The 21288-nt window shown below is 36.8% G+C and carries 21 protein-coding genes and 1 pseudogene; 5 read left to right on the top strand and 17 right to left on the bottom strand.

Features of this window, described 5'->3' with window-relative positions:
• The coding region (locus tag ABH961_RS14010; protein ID WP_404519528.1) for a Gly-Xaa-Xaa repeat protein at positions 1-2010 on the top strand (2010 nt) is incomplete at its 5' end.
• Positions 2011-2090: 80 nt separating this feature from the next.
• Here the strand turns inward: ABH961_RS14010 and hfq are convergent.
• The gene (gene hfq / locus ABH961_RS14005) at positions 2091-2315 is read right to left on the bottom strand and encodes an RNA chaperone Hfq (RefSeq protein WP_000813896.1); all 225 of its coding nucleotides are present in this window, start codon (positions 2313-2315) and stop codon (positions 2091-2093) included.
• Between the two features lie 21 nt (positions 2316-2336).
• Complete coding sequence (miaA, locus tag ABH961_RS14000) at positions 2337-3290, bottom strand: tRNA (adenosine(37)-N6)-dimethylallyltransferase MiaA (protein WP_098079197.1); 954 nt, start codon at positions 3288-3290, stop codon at positions 2337-2339.
• A 181-nt stretch (positions 3291-3471) separates the two neighbouring features.
• Here miaA and ABH961_RS13995 point away from each other — a divergent pair, with 181 nt between their 5' ends.
• Positions 3472-3717, top strand: coding sequence for a hypothetical protein (locus ABH961_RS13995; protein ID WP_098079194.1), 246 nt, complete (start codon positions 3472-3474; stop codon positions 3715-3717).
• A 62-nt stretch (positions 3718-3779) separates the two neighbouring features.
• Here the strand turns inward: ABH961_RS13995 and entD are convergent, their stop codons facing one another.
• The 8 genes from entD to gabP all read right to left on the bottom strand — a co-directional run bounded on the left by entD (position 3780) and on the right by gabP (position 12761).
• On the bottom strand, positions 3780-4712 hold the full coding sequence (gene entD, locus ABH961_RS13990) for a cell wall-binding protein EntD (protein ID WP_088064240.1): 933 nt from the start codon (positions 4710-4712) through the stop codon (positions 3780-3782).
• A 348-nt stretch (positions 4713-5060) separates the two neighbouring features.
• Entirely contained in the window at positions 5061-6920 is a 1860-nt protein-coding gene (locus tag ABH961_RS13985; protein WP_098048808.1) for a PTS fructose transporter subunit IIABC, read from the bottom strand.
• Positions 6921-6933: 13 nt separating this feature from the next.
• Positions 6934-7845 (bottom strand): 1-phosphofructokinase, encoded by a 912-nt coding sequence (pfkB, locus tag ABH961_RS13980; protein ID WP_404519525.1) that lies wholly within the window; start codon positions 7843-7845, stop codon positions 6934-6936.
• Positions 7842-8594: a DeoR/GlpR family DNA-binding transcription regulator gene (locus tag ABH961_RS13975; protein ID WP_000957278.1), complete on the bottom strand. Its 753-nt coding sequence runs from the start codon at positions 8592-8594 to the stop codon at positions 7842-7844. The genes pfkB and ABH961_RS13975 overlap by 4 nt, the downstream gene beginning before the upstream one ends.
• Before the next feature lie 158 nt (positions 8595-8752).
• Complete coding sequence (locus tag ABH961_RS13970; protein ID WP_046956536.1) at positions 8753-9916, bottom strand: iron-containing alcohol dehydrogenase; 1164 nt, start codon at positions 9914-9916, stop codon at positions 8753-8755.
• A 117-nt stretch (positions 9917-10033) separates the two neighbouring features.
• A complete protein-coding gene (locus ABH961_RS13965) occupies positions 10034-10576 on the bottom strand; it encodes a DUF420 domain-containing protein (RefSeq protein ID WP_000228316.1) in 543 nt (180 codons plus the stop codon).
• Between the two features lie 317 nt (positions 10577-10893).
• Positions 10894-11205: a hypothetical protein gene (locus ABH961_RS13960; RefSeq protein ID WP_000393474.1), complete on the bottom strand. Its 312-nt coding sequence runs from the start codon at positions 11203-11205 to the stop codon at positions 10894-10896.
• Positions 11206-11366: 161 nt separating this feature from the next.
• On the bottom strand, positions 11367-12761 hold the full coding sequence (gabP, locus tag ABH961_RS13955) for a GABA permease (RefSeq protein WP_098079184.1): 1395 nt from the start codon (positions 12759-12761) through the stop codon (positions 11367-11369).
• Positions 12762-13031: 270 nt separating this feature from the next.
• On the opposite strand from gabP, the gene ABH961_RS13950 reads away from it, so the two are divergent.
• Entirely contained in the window at positions 13032-14114 is a 1083-nt protein-coding gene (locus tag ABH961_RS13950; RefSeq protein WP_098079181.1) for a chitinase, read from the top strand.
• A 50-nt stretch (positions 14115-14164) separates the two neighbouring features.
• Here ABH961_RS13950 and ABH961_RS13945 read toward each other — a convergent pair.
• Positions 14165-14244: pseudogene (locus ABH961_RS13945) on the bottom strand (N-acyl-L-amino acid amidohydrolase); the annotation flags it as partial.
• A 167-nt stretch (positions 14245-14411) separates the two neighbouring features.
• Positions 14412-15305 (bottom strand): metallophosphoesterase, encoded by an 894-nt coding sequence (locus tag ABH961_RS13940; protein ID WP_098079178.1) that lies wholly within the window; start codon positions 15303-15305, stop codon positions 14412-14414.
• 196 nt (positions 15306-15501) lie between these two features.
• Here ABH961_RS13940 and ABH961_RS13935 point away from each other — a divergent pair, with 196 nt between their 5' ends.
• Together ABH961_RS13935 and ABH961_RS13930 are read left to right on the top strand one after the other, a co-directional pair.
• On the top strand, positions 15502-16317 hold the full coding sequence (locus ABH961_RS13935; protein ID WP_098079175.1) for a formate/nitrite transporter family protein: 816 nt from the start codon (positions 15502-15504) through the stop codon (positions 16315-16317).
• Positions 16318-16458: 141 nt separating this feature from the next.
• Positions 16459-16731, top strand: a complete 273-nt coding sequence (locus ABH961_RS13930; protein ID WP_001043904.1) for an HU family DNA-binding protein — start codon at positions 16459-16461, stop codon at positions 16729-16731.
• 20 nt (positions 16732-16751) lie between these two features.
• On the opposite strand, the gene ABH961_RS13925 is transcribed toward ABH961_RS13930, so the two are convergent.
• The 5 genes from ABH961_RS13925 to ABH961_RS13905 form a co-directional block, all read right to left on the bottom strand.
• Positions 16752-17231 carry a GNAT family N-acetyltransferase gene (locus tag ABH961_RS13925; protein ID WP_404519523.1) on the bottom strand — a complete coding sequence of 160 codons (480 nt, stop codon included), beginning with the start codon at positions 17229-17231 and terminating at the stop codon, positions 16752-16754.
• 161 nt (positions 17232-17392) lie between these two features.
• Complete coding sequence (locus ABH961_RS13920; RefSeq protein ID WP_098079169.1) at positions 17393-19813, bottom strand: heavy metal translocating P-type ATPase; 2421 nt, start codon at positions 19811-19813, stop codon at positions 17393-17395.
• Positions 19814-19908: 95 nt separating this feature from the next.
• Positions 19909-20115, bottom strand: coding sequence for a copper chaperone CopZ (gene copZ / locus ABH961_RS13915; protein WP_002014669.1), 207 nt, complete (start codon positions 20113-20115; stop codon positions 19909-19911).
• A gap of 200 nt (positions 20116-20315) precedes the next feature.
• On the bottom strand, positions 20316-20618 hold the full coding sequence (locus ABH961_RS13910; RefSeq protein WP_000509876.1) for a metal-sensing transcriptional repressor: 303 nt from the start codon (positions 20616-20618) through the stop codon (positions 20316-20318).
• Between the two features lie 292 nt (positions 20619-20910).
• Positions 20911-21138 (bottom strand): hypothetical protein, encoded by a 228-nt coding sequence (locus tag ABH961_RS13905; RefSeq protein WP_000849106.1) that lies wholly within the window; start codon positions 21136-21138, stop codon positions 20911-20913.
• Between the last annotated feature and the right edge of the window lie 150 nt (positions 21139-21288).

Raw genomic sequence — 21288 nt, 5'->3', positions numbered from 1 at the left:
GCTACTGGACCTCAAGGCGCTCAAGGTAACACAGGCGCTACTGGTGCCACTGGACCTCAGGGTATTCAAGGTAACACGGGTGCTACTGGACCTCAAGGTGTTCAAGGTAACACAGGCGCTACTGGTGCCACTGGACCTCAAGGCGCTCAAGGTAACACGGGTGCCACTGGACCTCAGGGCGTTCAAGGTAACACGGGTGCTACTGGTGCCACTGGACCTCAAGGTGTTCAAGGTAACACTGGTGCCACTGGACCTCAAGGTGTTCAAGGTAACACAGGCGCGACTGGTGCCACTGGACCTCAAGGCGCTCAAGGTAACACGGGTGCTACTGGACCTCAAGGCATTCAAGGTAACACAGGCGCTACTGGTGCCACTGGACCTCAAGGCGTTCAAGGTAACACGGGTGCGACCGGTGCCACTGGACCTCAAGGTGTTCAAGGTAACACGGGCGCTACTGGTGCCACTGGACCTCAAGGCGCTCAAGGTAACACGGGTGCGACTGGTGCTACTGGACCTCAAGGGGCCCAAGGTAACACGGGTGCTACTGGTCCTCAAGGCGTTCAAGGTAACACAGGCGCTACTGGTGCCACTGGACCTCAGGGTATTCAAGGTAACACGGGTGCTACTGGACCTCAGGGCGCCCAAGGTAACACGGGTGCTACTGGTCCTCAAGGCGCTCAAGGTAACACAGGCGCTACTGGTGCTACTGGTCCTCAGGGTATTCAAGGTAACACGGGTGCTACTGGACCTCAAGGCGTTCAAGGTAACACAGGCGCTACTGGTGCCACTGGACCTCAAGGCGCTCAAGGTAACACGGGTGCTACTGGTCCTCAAGGCGTTCAAGGTAACACAGGCGCTACTGGTGCCACTGGACCTCAAGGGGCCCAGGGTAACACGGGTGCTACTGGTCCTCAAGGCGTTCAAGGTAACACAGGCGCTACTGGTGCTACTGGACCTCAAGGCGCTCAAGGTAACACGGGTGCCACTGGACCTCAAGGTGTTCAAGGTAACACAGGCGCTACTGGTGCCACTGGACCTCAAGGCGCTCAAGGTAACACGGGTGCTACCGGACCTCAAGGCGCTCAAGGTAACACGGGTGCTACTGGACCTCAAGGGGCCCAAGGTAACACGGGTGCTACCGGACCTCAAGGTGTTCAAGGTAACACGGGCGCTACTGGTGCCACTGGACCTCAAGGCGCTCAAGGTAACACGGGTGCCACTGGACCTCAAGGCGCTCAAGGTAACACGGGTGCCACTGGACCTCAAGGCGTTCAAGGTAACACAGGTGCTACTGGACCTCAAGGCGTTCAAGGTAACACGGGTGCCACTGGACCTCAAGGGGCCCAAGGTAACACGGGTGCCACTGGACCTCAAGGTAACACGGGTGCTACTGGACCTCAAGGGGCCCAAGGTAACACGGGTGCTACTGGTCCTCAAGGGGCCCAAGGTAACACGGGTGCTACTGGTCCTCAAGGTGCTCAAGGTAACACGGGTGCCACTGGACCTCAAGGCGTTCAAGGACCAACAGGTGCTACTGGCGCCACTGGTATAGGAGCTACTGGACCTACTGGACCTTCTGGTGGACCTACTGGACCAACCGGGCCTACTGGACCTAGCTTCCCTGTAGCAACAATTGTTGTTACAAACAACATTCAACAAACAGTACTCCAATTTAACAACTTCATTTTTAATACTGCAATTAACATAAACAACATTATCTTCAATGGCACAGATACAGTTACTGTTATCAACGCTGGTATTTATGTCATTAGCGTATCCATCTCTACAACTGCACCAGGATGCGCCCCACTTGGAGTAGGAATTTCAATAAATGGAGCAGTCGCAACTGACAACTTCTCTTCAAATTTAATAGGCGACTCACTTTCATTCACTACGATCGAAACATTAGCTGCCGGCGCAAACATTTCCGTGAAATCTACCCTTAGCGAAATTACAATTCCTGAAACAGGAAACACTAACATTCGCCTTACTGTATTTAGAATCGCTTAAATTTCACTATGTATCGTTTATGGCAAATAAAAAAAGAGCGAGAAATTCGCTCTTTTTTTGTTATGTACAATAATTCATTACTACTCTAATTCAATTGAAACATTTTTTTGTGGTACAAATGTAGAAATTGCATGTTTATAAATAAGCTGTTGCTTACCTTCTGTTTCCAGTAGGACTGTAAAATTGTCAAATCCTTTAATTAATCCACGAAGCTGGAAACCATTTAATAAGTACAGCGTAACAAACGTATTTTCTTTACGGAGTTGATTTAAAAACTGATCTTGAATATTGATTGATTGCTTCATGTCGAATCCTCCTCTTTTTCTCTACTTACTATTATTCGACTTTAGTTGTAACTTTCCTTCTATGTATCGTAAAATTTCTGACGTTTTTTCACCGCCTGTAACATCAAACCACATGACATCCATCTTATTACGGAACCACGTTAATTGACGCTTTGCATAACGACGTGAATTCGTCTTTAATTGTGATACCGCTTCTTCTAAAGAGACACGATCCTCAAAATAATCATATATCTCTTTATATCCAATCGCTTGAATAGATTGACAATCTCGTATCCCTCTATTATACAATCCTTCTACTTCTTCTAATAACCCTTGGTCCATCATTATATCAACTCGTAAGTTAATGCGATCGTATAGCATTTCTCGATCCATTGTCAAGCCAATCAAGGAAACATCGTATAATAACTCGTTTTCTTGTTTTTCAAGTTGATCACTCATTTTTTCACCCGTCGTGTGGAAAATTTCTAACGCTCTAATGACACGACGTACATTATTTGCATGAATACGCTCAGCACTTTCTGGGTCTACTTCTTGTAATTTCTTATGTACATATTCCACACCACGTTCTAATGCTAACTTTTCCATTTGTTCTCGGTATATTGTATCGCCAGCATCATCCGTAAACTGATAATCGAATAAAACAGATTGTATATACAGACCAGTTCCACCAACGATAATTGGCAATTTACCACGCTCTGTAATCTCTCGAATATGCTTACGAACACGCTCTTGAAATTCGGCAACAGAAAATGAGTCTTCCGGATTTTTTATATCGACCATATAATGCGGAATTCCATCCATCTCTTCTTTTGTCACCTTTGCAGTTCCAATATCCATCGTACGATAAATCTGCATGGAATCTCCACTTATAATTTCACCATTCAACGCTTTGGCAAGATCAATACTTAACTTCGTCTTTCCAACAGCAGTTGGTCCAATGATGACAGCAACTTTTTCACGTTGCACTTCTCCCATATCATTCAACTCTCTTTATGTAATGTACTCCATCTATTGATTATATCCAATCTTACCAATTTTAACGGCATGATTGCAAGTTCTTTCATTTCGGTACATGAAATTATAAATAAAAAAGAACATAGTTTGTCCAATTCCGCATATACATGATTAAAAGTACCTTCGAGAGGATGAGTTGACTATGAAACAATCCACCATCAATTTTTCATCTTTAACAAAAGACCTTATTTTAGCTACTGCTACAAAAGAACAAAATTGTTCACAAGAAGAATTATATTTCGCCTTAAATTGTTTGCTACGTTCTTTTCATTCTACTCTCCAAGAAACAACATTACATCCAGAAAATAAAAATACAGAGTATATGCAAAATCAATTTTGCAGTGCATATAAAATTATTACAGGTAAAACTATTTATCCTTTTCAATAATCCATAAAAAGCGGTTGCCTACACACTTTCAAGCAACCGCCTTTTATATTAATACATATACACTACTCTATAACTTTCACTTTTACAGATTTGCGCCCCCAGCTATCGGCACTACCATCTGAACCGACTAATACATCAATACGATTCCCTTTAATCGCACCGCCAGTATCTCCAGCAATCGCTTCTCCATATCCTTCTACCCATACTTTTGATCCAAGCGGAATTACTTTAGGATCAACAGCAATTACTTTCATATTCGGATTTGCTGTTAAATCATGCCCCATTGCAGTTAATACACGACCACCATACGTACCATTCTCACTTGGATGCGCTGTATACGCTGTCGCTTCTACTGTTATTTCACGTCCACCAGCAGGTGCACTTGTTTCAGTAGATTTCGTAACTTGTTTCGTAGTTGACTGCTGTTTTGCCACAGGTTTACTTGATTCTACATTTTTAACAGACTCTTTGCTCTTAACTACTTTATTATTTTTAACTGGCGTATTTACTCTTACTGGCGCCTCTTCTTGCGTTACAACTTCTTTCTTTTCAATTACAGGTGCCGTCCCTGTTAAAAATGGCATGTGAACATATCCCGTTTTTCCATTATAGTCAAATTGTAACCATTCATTTTGAACTTGATTTGTCGTTTCAATTACATCATCTTTATTCAGTTTACCAAGAATTTCAGAATCAGTATTCGCTCCAGCACGAACATTTAACACGCCCGGCGTTACATAATATGTACTTTTTGTAAATTCAGCACTTACAAACGCTTCTTTACCATTTAATTTAATTTTTGCCCATCCGTTTTCTGTATTTATAACATCTAATTTATTTCCACTTAACATTTTACCTACAAGCTTTGACTCTACAGTTGGGTTTTCTCTAACATTTAATACGTCTGTTGTTACAATCGTTTCTGCTTTCGCAGAACCTGCAAAAATCCCAAGACCAAAAACTGCCGCCGTTGCTATACCTAATAATTTTTTCATGAATAGCCTCCATTTGCTTTGTTTTCGTATTTTCATTATAGCAACAGATTTTTAGGATTTTTAGAAATCACACAATTACAAACCATTCGTAATACACGATTAATGAGTTGTAACATAAATTTCCATATTAATGAATTCCATTTCTAATAGAATTCCCCGTAGTTTTCATATATTTTCCACATACTAGCCCAGAATTTTTTTCCAAAAAAAATTACAGTATTACTTTTTTGTTACAAAAAAACCATATTTCATTACATCTTTTACCAAAATTCATCATTCTCCAATTATTAATCTCCTTTTTTTTAATAAAAAAAGAGCAGCTAATAAAAGCTACTCCTTTTTCATGTGTTATTTAACTTTCTTTTTCCAAATCCCCATCATAAGAGCTGAAATAACTGTCCCTATGAATATCGAGAAAATATATAGCACCGGTTTATTTACTAATGCAATAACAAACAATCCACCATGCGGTGCTGGTAATGTAATTTGGAATAACATAGATAATGCACCCGCAATACTTGAACCAACAACACAACTTACTATTACTCGAATTGGATCTGCAGCTGCAAATGGAATCGCACCTTCTGTAATAAACGATGCTCCCATAATATAATTTGTTAAACCAGATTTACGCTCTGCTTCAGTAAATTTTGATTTAAAGAAAGTAGTTGCGAATGCAATCGCTAATGGTGGTACCATACCACCGGCCATAACAGCAGAGTGTACGCCAAAGTTCTGCGCTTCTATTGCAGCAATACCAAATGTAAATGCAGCTTTATTAATTGGACCACCCATATCAATTGCCATCATACCACCTAATATAAGACCTAGTAATATAGCATTTGTACCGTTCAAACCATTTAACCATCCTGTTAACATTTCATTCAATGCCACTACAGGCGGAATTACTACTTTTTGCATAACAACTCCTGTAATTAACAATCCAAAGACCGGATATAACAATACAGGTTTAATTCCTTCTAACTGTGCTGGTAATCCTGAAAATAATCTTTTCAATCCTAAAACAACATACCCAGCTAAGAAACCAGCAATTAATCCCCCTAAAAATCCAGCATTCGCATGTGCTGCTAAAAATCCACCGACAACACCAGGCATAAATCCTGGACGATCAGCAATAGAACTCGCAATAAATCCAGCTAAAATTGGTACGAGGAATAAAAACGCACCTGTTTTGCCTCCACCAATAGACATTAACAATTCAGCCAATGGTCCTTCTGCTTTTATGCCACCAATCCAAAATGCTAGTGCAATTAAAATTCCTCCACCAACAACGAATGGAAGCATATTACTTACGCCACTCATTAAGTGCTTATAAATTCCTAATCCTTTTTCTTTCTCTGTACTTTCTGTCTTCCCATCTTCCTTTATTCCTTTAAAGATTGGCGTATCTTGTTTTACAGCTCGATTAAGAAGCGCTTCCGTTTTTCTAATCCCATCAGCGACTGGCACTTGAATGACATGTTTCCCAGCAAAACGGTTCATTTCTACTTGTTTATCTGCCGCAACAATTATAGCCGTTGCGCGTTCAATGTCCTCTTTCGTTAAACCGTTTTTTATACCTGTGGATCCGTTCGTTTCAACTTTAATCGCTATTCCTAGCTCTGCTGCTTTTGCTTTCAAGCTATCCGCTGCCATATAGGTGTGAGCGATTCCAGTTGGGCAAGCCGTAACTGCTAGTACGTATGGTTCATTTCCTTCTGGTTTTGCAACTTCAATGTCTTCTTCTTCTTTTTCATTCTCTTTTTCATCAAATAAACGAAGAAGTTCCTCTTCATCCTTTGCTTCTAACAATTGCTTACGAAATCCTTCATCCATTAATAATGTAGATAGGCGCGATAACGTTTCTAAATGAGTATTATTCGCCCCTTCGCTCGCAGCAATCATAAAGAATAAATGCGCTGGCTGTCCGTCAAGCGATTCATAGTTGATACCGCTTACACTTCTACCAAAACAAATCGCTGGTTGCTTAACAGCTTTTGTTTTCGCATGAGGTATTGCAATCCCTTCTCCTATTCCTGTCGTACTTTGTGATTCCCGCTTTAAAATAGCTTCTTTAAATTCAGCTTTACTATTTAAACGATTTGCTCCGTCTAATTTCTCAACTAATTCATCTATGACAGCTTCTTTATTTGAAGCTGTCAAGTTCATAATAACTGTATCCCTTTTTAATAGTTCTGTAATTTTCATATGTTGTTTCCCCCTATCGCTTAGTTACAATTACTTGCGACAATAATTCTTCTACTTTTTCCTTTTCACATAAATCAGCTGAAAATGCCGTTGCACTCCCTGTTGCAACGCCATATTGAAATGCCTTTTCAATATCTTTTGTCTGTTCATATTTACCTACAAATCCTGCAACGAGAGAATCTCCGGCCCCAACCGAATTAATTACAACACCTTTTGGAACAGTTGCTTCATATATACCTTCTGCCGTAAATAATAAAGCCCCATCTCCAGCCATTGATACGATAACGTACTCTACACCTTGTTCAACTAATTTTCTTCCAAACGGTAAAACATCTTCTACTGTTGAAATCTCTACTCCGAATAACTCACCAAGTTCATGATGATTAGGCTTTAGTAAAAATGGTTTATTTTTAATTACATGCTGCAGCGCACTTCCACTTGCATCAACTACTACGCGAATACCTTTCTCAGCTCCGAGCGCTGCGATTGATTCATAAAAAGTAGTTGAGATAGACGTCGGTACACTTCCAGCTAGTACAACACAATCTCCCTGCCTCATACTTTCAATTTGTTTCATTAATTGTTCAAATTGTTCATTTGTCACATTAGGACCTTGCCCATTTAATTCTGTCTCTTCTTGCCCTTTTATTTTCACATTAATCCGGGAATCACCGTCTACTTGGACGAAGTTTGTTGTTACACCTTCCGCCTGTAATACATCTTTAATAAATCGACCGGTAAATCCACCAGTAAATCCAAGCGCTACATTTTCAACACCTAAACGATGAAGAATACGAGAAACGTTAATGCCTTTCCCTCCAGGAAATTTCATATCTTTCTCTGCTCGATTTACTGCTCCTAAATCGAAGGAATTAACTTGTACTACATAATCAATAGATGGGTTTAAAGTAACTGTATAGATCATTGTTTATCAGCCTCAATTACATTGGTTTGTCTTTTATATTTTTCTAAATCAATTTCTAAATAGTTTGTAATAATATTTGCTTCTTCAACATTGGCAATTTTCGCAAACGCAACTTCTGAAAACTTACTTTCATCAATTAAGAAATATCCTTCGTTTGCTAATGTTAACGCCATTTGTTTTAAAAGTGCCTCTTCTGGATCTGGAGTTGTAAAACCAAGCTGTTCATGCACACCATTCGCTCCTAAGAAACATTTATCAAAACGGTACTTCTGCATGCTTTCCTGTGCCATAGCACCAATTAAAGCTTTCGTCCTGCTTTTCATCATTCCGCCTAGTAAATACGCACGAATATTATTTTCAACTAAAGCTTCAATATGCATAAGTCCATTCGTAACGACAGTAACATCTTTATTTATTAAAAATGGAATCATTTCAAATGTTGTACTTCCTGCATCTAAATAAATGCAATCACCTTGTTCAACAATGCTAGCCGCATACTTCGCAATTTGTTGTTTTATTTGAATGTTTTTGGATGATTTTTCAACCATCGTTGGCTCTTGTCCTTTTCCTGTTAAAACAGCAGCACCACCATGAACTCTTTTTAATAACCTTTGCTTTTCCAATTGCGCTAAATCACGACGAATTGTTGATTCAGAGCTTTCTGTTCTTTCCACTAATTGCTGTAATTTAACAACCTTCTGCTCTTTTACAAGTTGCAATATCATTTGATGACGTTCAGGAGTTAACATCTTATTCACCTCTTCTTTGATTACAGTATAATGAAAACGATCACAAAAATCAACCATAAACATTCATAAACAACCAACATCAGTCACAAACAGTTATAAACAACAAAAAAGAAACCCATTTGATTGTTATATCAGATGGGTTTCTTTACTCTATTCACTTATAAAGAAGCTTTATATATACTTAAAACATCGTCTTTATTTAATTTTTTAAAGTTACCAAATTCACCATAAGCCATCGCTTTATCAGCCATTAAATCAATTTCATTTTCCCCAATACCGTAATCCGCTAACGTTACTGGTGCCTCAATTGAAGTCCAAAATTGACGTAACGCCTCAATTCCTTCTAACGCAATTTCTCGATCAGTCTTTTCATCTGTTTCTACATCGAATACGCGAATAGCGAACTGTTTAAAGCGACTTACATTTTCATCTACAACACGCTTCATCCAGTTCGGGAATAAAATCGCAAGGCCACCCCCGTGTGGTATATCATGAACCGCAGAAACTGCATGTTCAATATTATGAGTCGCCCAATCTCCTTTTACTCCCATCGCTAAAATACCGTTTAACGCCATAGTACCGCAATATAAAATAGTTTCTCTATGCTCATAATTTTCTAAATCACTTAAAAGCTTAGGAGCAGTTTCAATTACTGTTTTTAAAACAGATTCACAATAACGATCTTGTAATTCTGTATTTGTTCCATGATGGAAATATTGCTCTAATACATGTGACATAATATCTACCATACCGTAAATTGTTTGATCCCTCGGCACAGACGCAGTATGAACAGGATCTAAAATCGAAAACTGCGGGAAAGTAACTGGGCTACCCCAGCCATATTTTTCATTCGTTTCCCAGTTTGTAATTACAGAACCAGCATTCATTTCAGATCCTGTTGCCGCAAGCGTAAGTACCGTACCAAATGGTAACGCCTCACTAGCAAATGCTTTTTTCGTTACAATATCCCATACATCTCCATCATATTTGCTACCAGCAGCAATTGCTTTCGTACAGTCGATTACACTTCCTCCGCCAACCGCTAATATGAATTCGACACCATTATCTTTACAAATTTGAATCCCTTTCTTTACAGTTGATACACGAGGATTCGGTTCAACACCTGTCAATTCAAATATTTCCGCATTTATATCTTTTAAAATAGAAATTACATTATCATAAATACCGTTTCTTTTAATGCTGCCTCCCCCGTATACGAGAAGAACTTTTTTACCGAACTGTGGAATTTCAGTTTTTAACTGTTCTAATTGACCTTTACCGAAAATAAGTTTCGTTGGATTACGAAATACAAAATTTTGCATATCCCTTTACCATCCCTTCTATATGAAAAGCAACTATACTTTTGTATACCATATTTTTTTCATTTCACAAAAATATTTGCCTAACAAAAAAAATCCCAGCCTAAAGGCTGAGATTTTTTATTGATAATAAGGTGAGATCATTAAGTAAACAATAACACCAGATAAACTTACATATAACCAAATTGGCATCGTCCAACGTACAATTTTACGATGACGTGTTAATTGATTTGTAAAACCAAATACAAGTGCAAACAATGCAAGTGGTACAATAATTGCTGCCAGGATAATATGTGTAATTAAAATGATGAAATACACATATTTAATGAATCCTTCTCCGCCAAAATGTGTTGCTGGCGCCAAGTAATGATACGATAAATAAGAAACACAAAATAGCAACGTCGTTGTAAATGCTGCTAGGATGAAACCACGGTGCATTTTCACATTCTTCTTAATAATAGAGTATAAAGCTGCTAATAAGAATACGAACGTAAAGCTATTAAAAATTGCATTTAACATTGGTAAAATTGTTACATCAAAATGTACTTCTCCTTCATAGCCAACAGGTCCAAAGAACAAAAATAAAATAATCGCATTTACAATTACAGAAAGCGTTATCACAATAGGAGCATAGCTTTTCTGATTAGTTGATTGATCCACCAAAATGGTCACTCCTCTTCCTTCAAATATGTATACGTAACCTCACTATTTTAACATATTATTCACAGTGTAAATGTGACAATAGTTTGACACAGTAAGACAGCGCAAAGAAAAAAATCCTTCTTAATAAAACTTCTTAAGAAGGATTTTATCGCTTTATTATTTAAATAGCAATGTAATTAGTTTTTGTTAAAAAACGTATTGCTATATGCTTGATAAATTTCAGACACTTGATATCCCATTAAAGAAATTGCTGTTAATGAAAAGAAACCAATCATAAGAAATCGAAACCACATATAAATCTCCTCCTTGTATTTAGCTTAAAAAGCAGTCGCTATATTACAAGTTGAATGGCACTCTTCATCGTCACTTTCCTTTTTCTTTACAATTGCTGTTATAAATCGAATCATAAAGAAAATCACAAAAGGAAACTGTTCGTAATTTACCTTGGCATAGTTTGGCAACGGCTCGCGCTGCACATCGAACGGAGATGAGAAGGAATAGAACATACCTTGCTCTTCCATATATACAATTACAATTTTCATACAAAACATTATTCCTAGAAATGAAACAATATCTTGCCATTCTGTCGTATATAACAAGTTATACAGCTCAAGTACGTACTCTTCCATCGTCATCCCCCCCTTCCTTTTTTACCATTTTGCTCGCCTTCATATAAAAAGTCAAGAAAAAAGTTTATATCCACTATGACAATAGTAATTACTTGTTTCTATGATTATATATGATTCTTTTATAGCAATGATTGGGTGTAACTCTCTTCTAAAACAAGAAATTAGAATCGAACAGATTCCTCATTTTTGCTTTTAGGATTCAACAATGTACTATTTTTATTTCTATTAAAAATAAAATAAGAAATTATTATAAGAACAGTAACAAGCATTGTTAAAAGCGCTTGTGAACGTAAAGATTCAATTGCAAGCATGGCAACTAAAACTGCTATAATCGCAGTAATTGTAACATATGTTACATATGGAAAAAGCCACATTTTCACTTTCAAATTTTGTTGTTCCGCTTTCCCCATTTTTTTACGTATCTTGAAATGTGAAACTGCTATAACGAGATAAACGAGTAACGCAATCCCGCCAGATGCATTCACTAAAAATAAAAATACTTTATCTGGAGATATGTAACTAAAAACAACTCCAATGTAAGCAAAGAAAGTTCCAAATAAAACCGCCCGAACTGGAACACCACTACTATTCAATTTCAAAAATGCCTTTGGCGCGTCTCCTCTTTCTGCCATTGAAAAAAGCATTCTTGAGTTCGTATATAAACCCGAATTTAAACAAGAAAGTACAGCTGTTAAAACGATAAAGTTCATAATTTGTGCTGCCGCTGGTATCCCTATATGTTCCAGCACCGCCACAAACGGGCTTTTTAGTATGTTCGCTGAATTCCACGGAAGGAGTGTAACAACTACAGCGATCGATCCAATGAAAAATACGAGAATACGCCAAATTACACTATTTGTTGCTGTTTTTACTGCTTTTACAGGTTCGGCAGACTCTCCAGCGGCTACTGCGACAATCTCTGATCCCATAAATGAAAATATAACGACGGTAATTCCAAGTAGCACCGAACTTATACCATTTGGCATAAATCCTCCTTGCTCTACTAAATTCGAAGTGCCAGGTGCTTCCGTTCCTGGTACAAATCCTAAAATAACAGCGAGTCCAAGACAAAGGAACAAAACAATACTTATTACTTTAATAAATGAAAACCAATATTCAAACTCTCCAAATGATTTCACCGAAAAAACATTCGTCAATGTTAATAAAATCGTTAATAGTAAGCTTAATAACCAGAGCGGGATTTCTGGAATCCAATATTGAATAATACCAGCACCTGCTGTAGCTTCTATCGCAATAACTATTACCCAGAAAAACCAATATAGCCACCCAATTGTATAACCCGCCCATGGACCAATTGCTTCTCTTGCATATGTTGCAAATGAACCACTTGTCGGGTTAATAGCTGCCATTTCCCCTAGCATTCTCATAACGAAAATAACTAGAAGTCCTGCTAATGCATATGAAACGATAGAACCTGGCCCTGCTGAATGCACAACCGCACCGCTTCCAACAAACAAACCAGCTCCTATTACGCCACCAATGGAAATCATTGTAATGTGGCGTATTTTGAGGTCTTTCTTGAGATTTTTATCCAACTCTTGTACATCCCCTTCCAAACTTAATTTTGAAATTTATGTAAGAGTATTATGCGAAAAAACTTGTCCTATACTTTAAAATATATCAAAATATTCTGAATTTAACAATCGTAATTCGACCTCCTCCAAAAATTATTACATTAGGTTTAATAATTTCCCATACACAATTGTTGAGAAAATTATAGTCACCTTACAAAAGTTAGAATTTTCAGATATCATGAAATAAACAAGATTATACATCTAGACAACTTTTTGTATAGGAGTGTTGATATGTTAAACAAGTTCAAATTTATTTGTTGTACTTTAGTAATTTTCTTACTGCTACCGCTAGCTCCCTTCCAAGCACAAGCTGCAAACAATTTAGGATCAAAATTACTCGTTGGATACTGGCATAACTTCGATAACGGTACTGGCATTATTAAATTAAGGGACGTTTCACCAAAATGGGATGTAATCAATGTATCTTTCGGTGAAACTGGTGGTGATCGTTCCACTGTTGAATTTTCTCCTGTGTATGGTACAGATGCAGAGTTTAAATCAGATATTTCTTATTTAAAAAGTAAAGGTAAGAAAATAGTTCTTTCAATAGGTGGACAAAATGGGGTCGTTTTACTTCCTGACAATGCGGCTAAGCAACGTTTTATTAATTCCCTACAATCTCTGATCGATAAATACGGTTTTGATGGAATAGATATTGACCTTGAATCAGGTATTTACTTAAACGGAAATGACACTAATTTTAAAAACCCAACTACTCCTCAAATCGTAAATCTTATCTCAGCTATTCGAACACTCTCAGATCATTACGGTCCAGATTTTCTATTAAGCATGGCTCCTGAAACAGCTTATGTTCAAGGTGGTTATAGCGCATACGGAAGCATCTGGGGTGCTTATTTACCGATTATTTACGGAGTAAAAGACAAACTAACATACATTCACGTTCAACACTACAACGCTGGTAGCGGGATTGGAATGGACGGTAATAACTACAATCAAGGCACTGCAGACTACGAAGTCGCTATGGCAGATATGCTCTTACATGGTTTTCCTGTAGGTGGTAATGCAACTAACATTTTCCCAGCTCTTCGTTCAGATCAAGTCATGATTGGACTTCCTGCAGCACCAGCGGCCGCTCCAAGTGGCGGATATATTTCTCCAACTGAAATGAAAAAAGCTTTAGATTATATCATTAAAGGAATTCCTTTCGGAGGAAAGTATAAACTTTCAAATCAGAGTGGCTACCCTGCATTCCGCGGCCTAATGTCTTGGTCTATTAATTGGGATGCGAAAAACAACTTTGAATTTTCTAATAACTATAGAACATATTTTGATGCTATTCCCTTGCAAAAATAATAAAAAACAACAATAGGTTACATAGCCTATTGTTGTTTTTTTTATGTAAATTACTTTTTCACTTCTACATGATGAAAAGATTCTTTTCCATCTCTACATAACTATTTACAATACTTAAAAGTAATTTGCCACGAAACCATTTCGTTATATAAACTTTCCAATTCTTTATGCCATGTTTCTACCATAGAAATTCCCCTTTCCTTTTTAACACTTTAAATAAAAATCACATAACATTCTGTATTTACCCAATAAAAAAAGAGAACTTTCTCTGAAAGTCCTGTTACTACTCAAAATAGTCTAGTTGCTATTTTGTTTTAGCACAAATACTGAAAGTTCAGGTACACTCCAAAATCTAACAGGCATTCGGGTTGTCCCAATACCACGATTTACGTATAAATGTAACGGCTTATTCTTCCCTTCTAATTCATACATACCTTCAACATGACTCTCAGCTAATTTTGTAGTAATTAATGGACCTATAAAAGGAATTTGAACTTGTCCTCCGTGACTATGTCCTGACATTTGAAAATCAACTGGGTAACGAGCTACTTTGTCTACAACATCCGGCTCATGTACTAAGAGCATATTAAAATCTTGTTGCCTTATTTGTTTTAAAGTCGCGTCTATTTGCGGCTTCCCTAATAAAAAATCATCCAAACCTGATATTGTAATATATTTGCCATTTTCCGCATTAATTTTATGCACTTCATTTACTAACACAGAGAAACCAGCTTCCTCCATATACTTTTTATAAAATAAACTACCTCCCCCGCCCCTATCATGATTCCCAAACACTGCATATTTCCCTAAGGGCGCATGTATTTTCTGTAAAATACTTTTCGCTTCTTCTCTTTCTGCCTTATACGATCCAAACTTATCTATTAAATCCCCTGTAAAAACTACTATATCTGGATGTAACGTATTCATCTTCTCTACCAAATTTTCTAGTTGTTTCAATGTAAATTCTGGCCCTAAATGCACATCTGAGAATTGTAATATCTTTTTGTTATTAAACTCTTTAGGAATTGTAGAAGCTTCTATTTCATTCCACGTAACTGTTACTAGTTTTCGTTCTATTTCTGTCGCATAGAAATACAAACTTATTGAAATCATTACTATACTTATGAAACTGATTATACATATCTTGACGATTGATTTTTTTGGTTCTTTTTTTACATGATTCGTATTCATGTTCTCACCTCTAGAAGTACTTTAAAGCCTTATTGTTACATTAATGTGACAACATGAACAATGTTAGCTATATCCAATTCTATCCTCATTCACTTTGACAAATTTATACAGAAGTCATAACATATTTTTATAATACATAGATTCTTAAAAATGTTCCTTCTATTCATTCTATCATTTTATTAAGGAGAGATTATTCATGTCTGTATTTACACCAGAAGAAATTACGGAACTTGCTGCGAATTCCGGAAGAAAAAAAGCTCATTTATCATTACTCCCTATGCTAATTCTCGGTTTTTTTGGTGGTGCTTTCATAGCATTAGGGTATTTACTCGATATTCATGTTATTGGAACAATGCCAAAGTCTTGGGGATCATTTACTAGCTTTCTAGGTGCCGCTGTATTCCCTATCGGTCTTATACTCGTTATTCTTGCAGGCGGTGAGTTAGTAACTGGCAATATGATGACCGTTTCGATGGCGTGGCTTCACAAAAAAATCGAATTATTTCACTTCATTCGAAATTTAGTTATTGTTACGTTTAGCAACTTCATAGGTGCTGCATTCGTTGCTTATTTTTTCGGTCATATCGTCGGATTAACAGAGGGAGCTTTTTTAGCGAAAACAGTTTCTATTGCGCAAGCTAAACTACAAGATACACCACTACAAGCCTTCATTTCTGCAATCGGATGTAATTGGCTCGTTTGTTTAGCTGTTTGGCTCAGTATGGGAAGTAAAGAATTTATCGGGAAGATTATCGGTATTTGGTTCCCAGTTATGACTTTTGTTGCGATTGGATTTCAACACGTTGTAGCCAATATGTTTGTCATCCCAGCTGCAATTTTTGCCGGTCATTTAACTTGGATTGAATATTTTCCAAACTTCATTTTTGTTTTCTTCGGAAACTTAGTAGGAGGTATGTTATTTGTAGCATTACCTTATTTCATATCCTATAATAAGAAACTCCCTTCCAATAAAGAGCAAACTGCATCAAAGAAAAAATCTTTATCCGCTTAAATTGAAAGTCTATACAGTGGCTCTAAAAAATATTACAAATTTCATTTTTTTTACGAATATATGTGCGTACACTTGTTCTCGAATGTTTTATACGTTATAATAACAACTTAAATAGCATTATTTACATATGAGGTGAAAAACATGAACAAAACAGAATTAATTAAAAACGTAGCACAAAATGCTGAGATTTCTCAAAAAGAAGCTACTGTAGTTGTACAAACTGTAGTAGAATCAATCACTAACACTTTAGCTGCTGGTGAAAAAGTACAACTTATCGGATTCGGTACATTCGAAGTACGCGAAAGAGCTGCTCGTACAGGCCGTAACCCACAAACTGGTGAAGAAATGCAAATCGCAGCTTCTAAAGTACCTGCTTTCAAAGCTGGTAAAGAACTTAAAGAAGCTGTAAAATAATGAAAAAATAGCCTTCTCGTTTACGAGAGGGCTATTTTTTTCATTACATAATTAATAAAAATCTGACCATTATGCTGTTTCTTTTGTTCCTTTATGCAAATAAAGCCTTTACTTTCAAAGAAAGGTTTTGCTGTAATACTTGCTTCTGTATAAATCTCCCTATGCCCCAAGTTCACTGCTTCTTTTTCTAGCTTCTTTAGTATGTATGAGGCTATCCTTTTCCCTTGATAATCTTTATGCGTAAATAAGCGATCTACGTAATGATCATCATTATAATCCCCAAATCCCACTATCATACCGTTATGATCCGCTACATAACTAATATTCTTCTCTAAAGACTGTAACCAACTTTCCCTATCTAGTTGATCTGGTGCCCATACCTGTAGCTGTAACACGTTATAATCTTTTGCGTTAATTGTATGAACTGTTTCATAGAACAACTGTAATACTTGTTCTAAATCCCTATTGTGGAATATTCTAATGATCGTATCTTTTAACATATATGAACCTCCTTACTACACTATCATTTAACTTGTCTACCATCTAGTATTCAATATTTCTGCTTTATTATATCTTTTTTCTTTCTATATAAACAAAAAACAATACTTATTTCAAAGTATTGTTTTTTGTTTATAAGCATATGCAATTACTCTCTAGATTTTTATTTTTTTAATTTCACTCTTTGTAATCGTAATGCATTTAATACAACGGATACAGAACTAAATGCCATAGCCGCTCCTGCAACCCAAGGTGCTAAGAAACCGAACGCCGCAATCGGGATTCCTAATCCGTTATAAGCTAGTGCCCAGAATAAATTTTGCTTAATATTTCTTATCGTCATCTTACTCATAAAGATTGCATCAGCAATACTATTTAAATCCCCACGGATTAACGTAATATCTGCCGCTTCCATCGCTACATCCGTTCCTGTTCCAATTGCCATACCGATATCCGCCGTAGCAAGAGCAGGAGCATCATTTATTCCATCTCCAACCATTGCTACTTTCTTACCTTGTGCTTGGAGTTTTTTCACTTCTTCTGCTTTTCCTTCTGGTAATACTTCTGCAATTACGTGATCAATACCAACTTGCTTAGCGATTGCCTGAGCAGTTTGTGTGTTATCTCCTGTAATCATAACAACGTCTAGACCCATTTTCTTAAGTCTTGCGATAGCTGCTTTTGAAGTATCTTTTACAGTATCTGCAACGGCCACTATACCAGCATATTCTTTATTGATCGCAATAAGCATTGCTGTTTTTCCTTCTCGTTCTAGCTCTTCCATCGATTTAGAAACTTCTTCAATATCAATATCGAATTTCTTCATTAATCGACGTGTACCAATTAATAATTGTTTCCCTTCTACAACTGATTCGATACCGAATCCTGGAATCGCTTCAAACGTTTCTGAACTTGGGATATCAATTTTCTTTTCTTTAATTCCTTCTACAATCGCTTCTGCAAGTGGATGTTCAGAATTTTTTTCTGCCGCACCGACTAAACGTAGTATTTCTTCTTCATGGAATCCATCTGCTACAATTACATCTGTTAAAACAGGCTTCCCGTTTGTTACAGTACCTGTTTTATCTAGAATAACTGTATCTAATCGGTGCGTTGCTTCTAAATGCTCTCCACCTTTAAATAAAATACCATACTCAGCTGATCTTCCTGATCCAGCCATGATAGATGTAGGTGTCGCAAGACCTAATGCACATGGACAAGCGATAACAAGTACGGCTATCATTTTCTCAAGTGCTCCGCCAAAATCACCAGGTGTAACAAATAGCATCCACACTGCAAATGTGATAATAGCAATCACAACTACAACGGGTACGAAAATACCTGAAATTTGATCAGCTACTCTTTGAATAGGAGCTTTTGACCCTTGCGCCTCTTCTACTACTTTAATAATTTGAGCTAATGCAGTATCTCTTCCTACCTTAGTTGCTTTCACTTTTAAAAATCCATTTTTATTCATTGTAGAACCGATTACTACATCCCCAATTGTTTTATCAACTGGAATACTCTCACCTGTTAACATCGATTCATCTATTGCTGACTTTCCTTCTACGATTTCTCCATCTACCGGGATTTTTTCACCAGGTTTTACATAAACGATATCACCAGCTACTACTTCTTCGATTAAAATTTTCATTTCTGTTCCGTCTCGTAGAACAGTAGCTGTTTTCGCCTGTAATCCCATTAATTTTTTAATTGCTTCTGACGAGCGTCCCTTTGCTTTCGCCTCAAATAATTTACCTAAAATAATTAATGTAATAAGTACTGCACTCGTTTCAAAATACAAGTCTGTCATATGTTCCGAAGAACCAATCGACCTAATACTTAAATACACACTGTAAAAATACGCTGCCGACGTTCCAAGTGCCACGAGAACATCCATATTGGCGCTTTTATTACGTAACGCTTTATAAGCTCCAACATAAAACTGCCCACCAATGATAAACTGAACTGGAGTTGCAAGAGCTAGCTGCACCCAAGGGTTCATAAGCATATCAGGTAAATAAATAAACGATGTAAATGAGAAATGACTTACCATTGCCCACAGTAACGGGAATGATAAAATAAATGAAATGATAAATTTCTTCTTTTGTCGCTCAATTTCTTGTAAGCGATGATCAGTTGATCCATCTTGCTCATCTGATTTCACTTCCAATTTATATCCTAATTTCGTAATTGCACTCTTCATTTCATTTACATTAATTTCATCAGGGTTAAAATCTACTGTAGCTGATTCCAAAGCGAAATTTACTGTCGCTCCGTTCACACCTTCTAACTTATTTAAACGCTTTTCTACTCTATTCGCACATGCTGCGCATGTCATCCCTGAAACAGTAAACTCAGCTTTATCACTTACAATTCCATATCCTAACGATTCAACTTTTTCCTTAAACTGTTGCGGATTTGTTTTTTGGGGATCATACATTATTTTTGTTTTTTCAAGTGCAAAATTTACATTTGCATCATGAACACCTTCTACTTTTTTCAGACCTTTTTCAATTCTATTCGCACATGCCGCACATGTCATTCCTGATATTTGAAGATTAGCCTCTTTCTGTTCATTCATGTCTCTCACCTCTATATACCCTCATAAGGTATAATTATTAACAAAATAAATCGTACTTCCTATAAAGTACGATTTATTTCCATATCTAAAAATAATTATTGAACATCGTATCCTTGATCTTCAATTACAGCAACGATATCTTTTAGTGTTACAGCAGACGAGTCGATAGTAACTTCAACAGTTCCTTCTGCTAATTGAACCTTCACTTGTTCAACACCGTTTAGTTCTTTCACACTGCTTTCAATAGAATTTACACAATGTCCACAAGACATACCTTCAACTTTTAATGTTAACTGTTCCATTTAAAACCCTCCTCTTGTTTCTTCATTGTTTGTTAATCACAATTACATCTTACCATACCCCCCTAAGGTAATCAATGGTTTTGTATCATGATTTTTCAATTATTTTCTAAAAGTTTATTTTACATACTTTTTCACATCAATACCCCGAAATCTTATATGAAGGTAAACAAAAAACAAGCCAGTTACATACTAGCTTGTTTTTACGCTTTTGAAAAACGTTCAAATACAGTCATTAATTCTTCAATTGCTTCGTCACCATTTCCATCTTTAATAGCACCTGAAACACAATGACTTGTATGGTTTTTTAATACACCCATTCCTACTTTTTTCATCGCTGCATTAATCGCTGAAATTTGTACTAAAATATCCACACAATAACGATCATTTTCAATCATATTTTGAATACCGCGGACCTGTCCTTCAATTCTCTTTAATCTATTTATAATTTGTTCTTTTTCTTTTTCTGATCTATGTGTTACCGCTTCATGCTCTTTATGACCCATATTATCACCTTCTTAAAGTTTCTCTTCATCCAATAAAACAATTGCTTTTACGAGTATACCAATTATAGCATTAATTATCTATGTATGATACCCCATATGAGTATATTTCCGCTCTAAGCTTATTCTTAACAATTTATTAGCTTTTCAGACTCAATTATTATGATACCCTTTCCTTTTTTTCAAAAAACAATAATAAGCAGGGATTATCCATCCCCGCTTATTATTCATCTACAAATATAAAAGTCTCAATTTTCACACGTGTAAATTGAGACTTTTTTCTTCCTATATATAATTATTGCTGATCACATACTTTTGTATCATTCACTACTGAAGTTCCTTCAACGGTTACCGTATGAAAACAGTCATTTACACGAACTGTCACAACATTATCTTGCCGATCAATAACGTGATATTCATTAAAATTTTTATTCAGAGCACTGCGAATTTGTTCTCCTTCATAAATTGGAATGCCATGTGATAAAACCCAAATAAGCCCAGCGATAGCAAGAATAGTTTTCATACGATCTACCTCCTTGAGAATATAGTGAACTTTTAATCCATGCTTTTTCAGCTCTACTAATCATGAATGGAATGAATCAAGCCTTTTTGGAAATAAGTTCATTTCGTCTATTTTATGTTTATGCTAATTGTGACCGAATTGTGACAACTT

Source organism: Bacillus sp. RC251 (assembly GCF_044908765.1).
GTDB classification, from domain to species: domain Bacteria; phylum Bacillota; class Bacilli; order Bacillales; family Bacillaceae_G; genus Bacillus_A; species Bacillus_A wiedmannii.
This window is presented reverse-complemented; position numbering and strand designations above follow the sequence as displayed.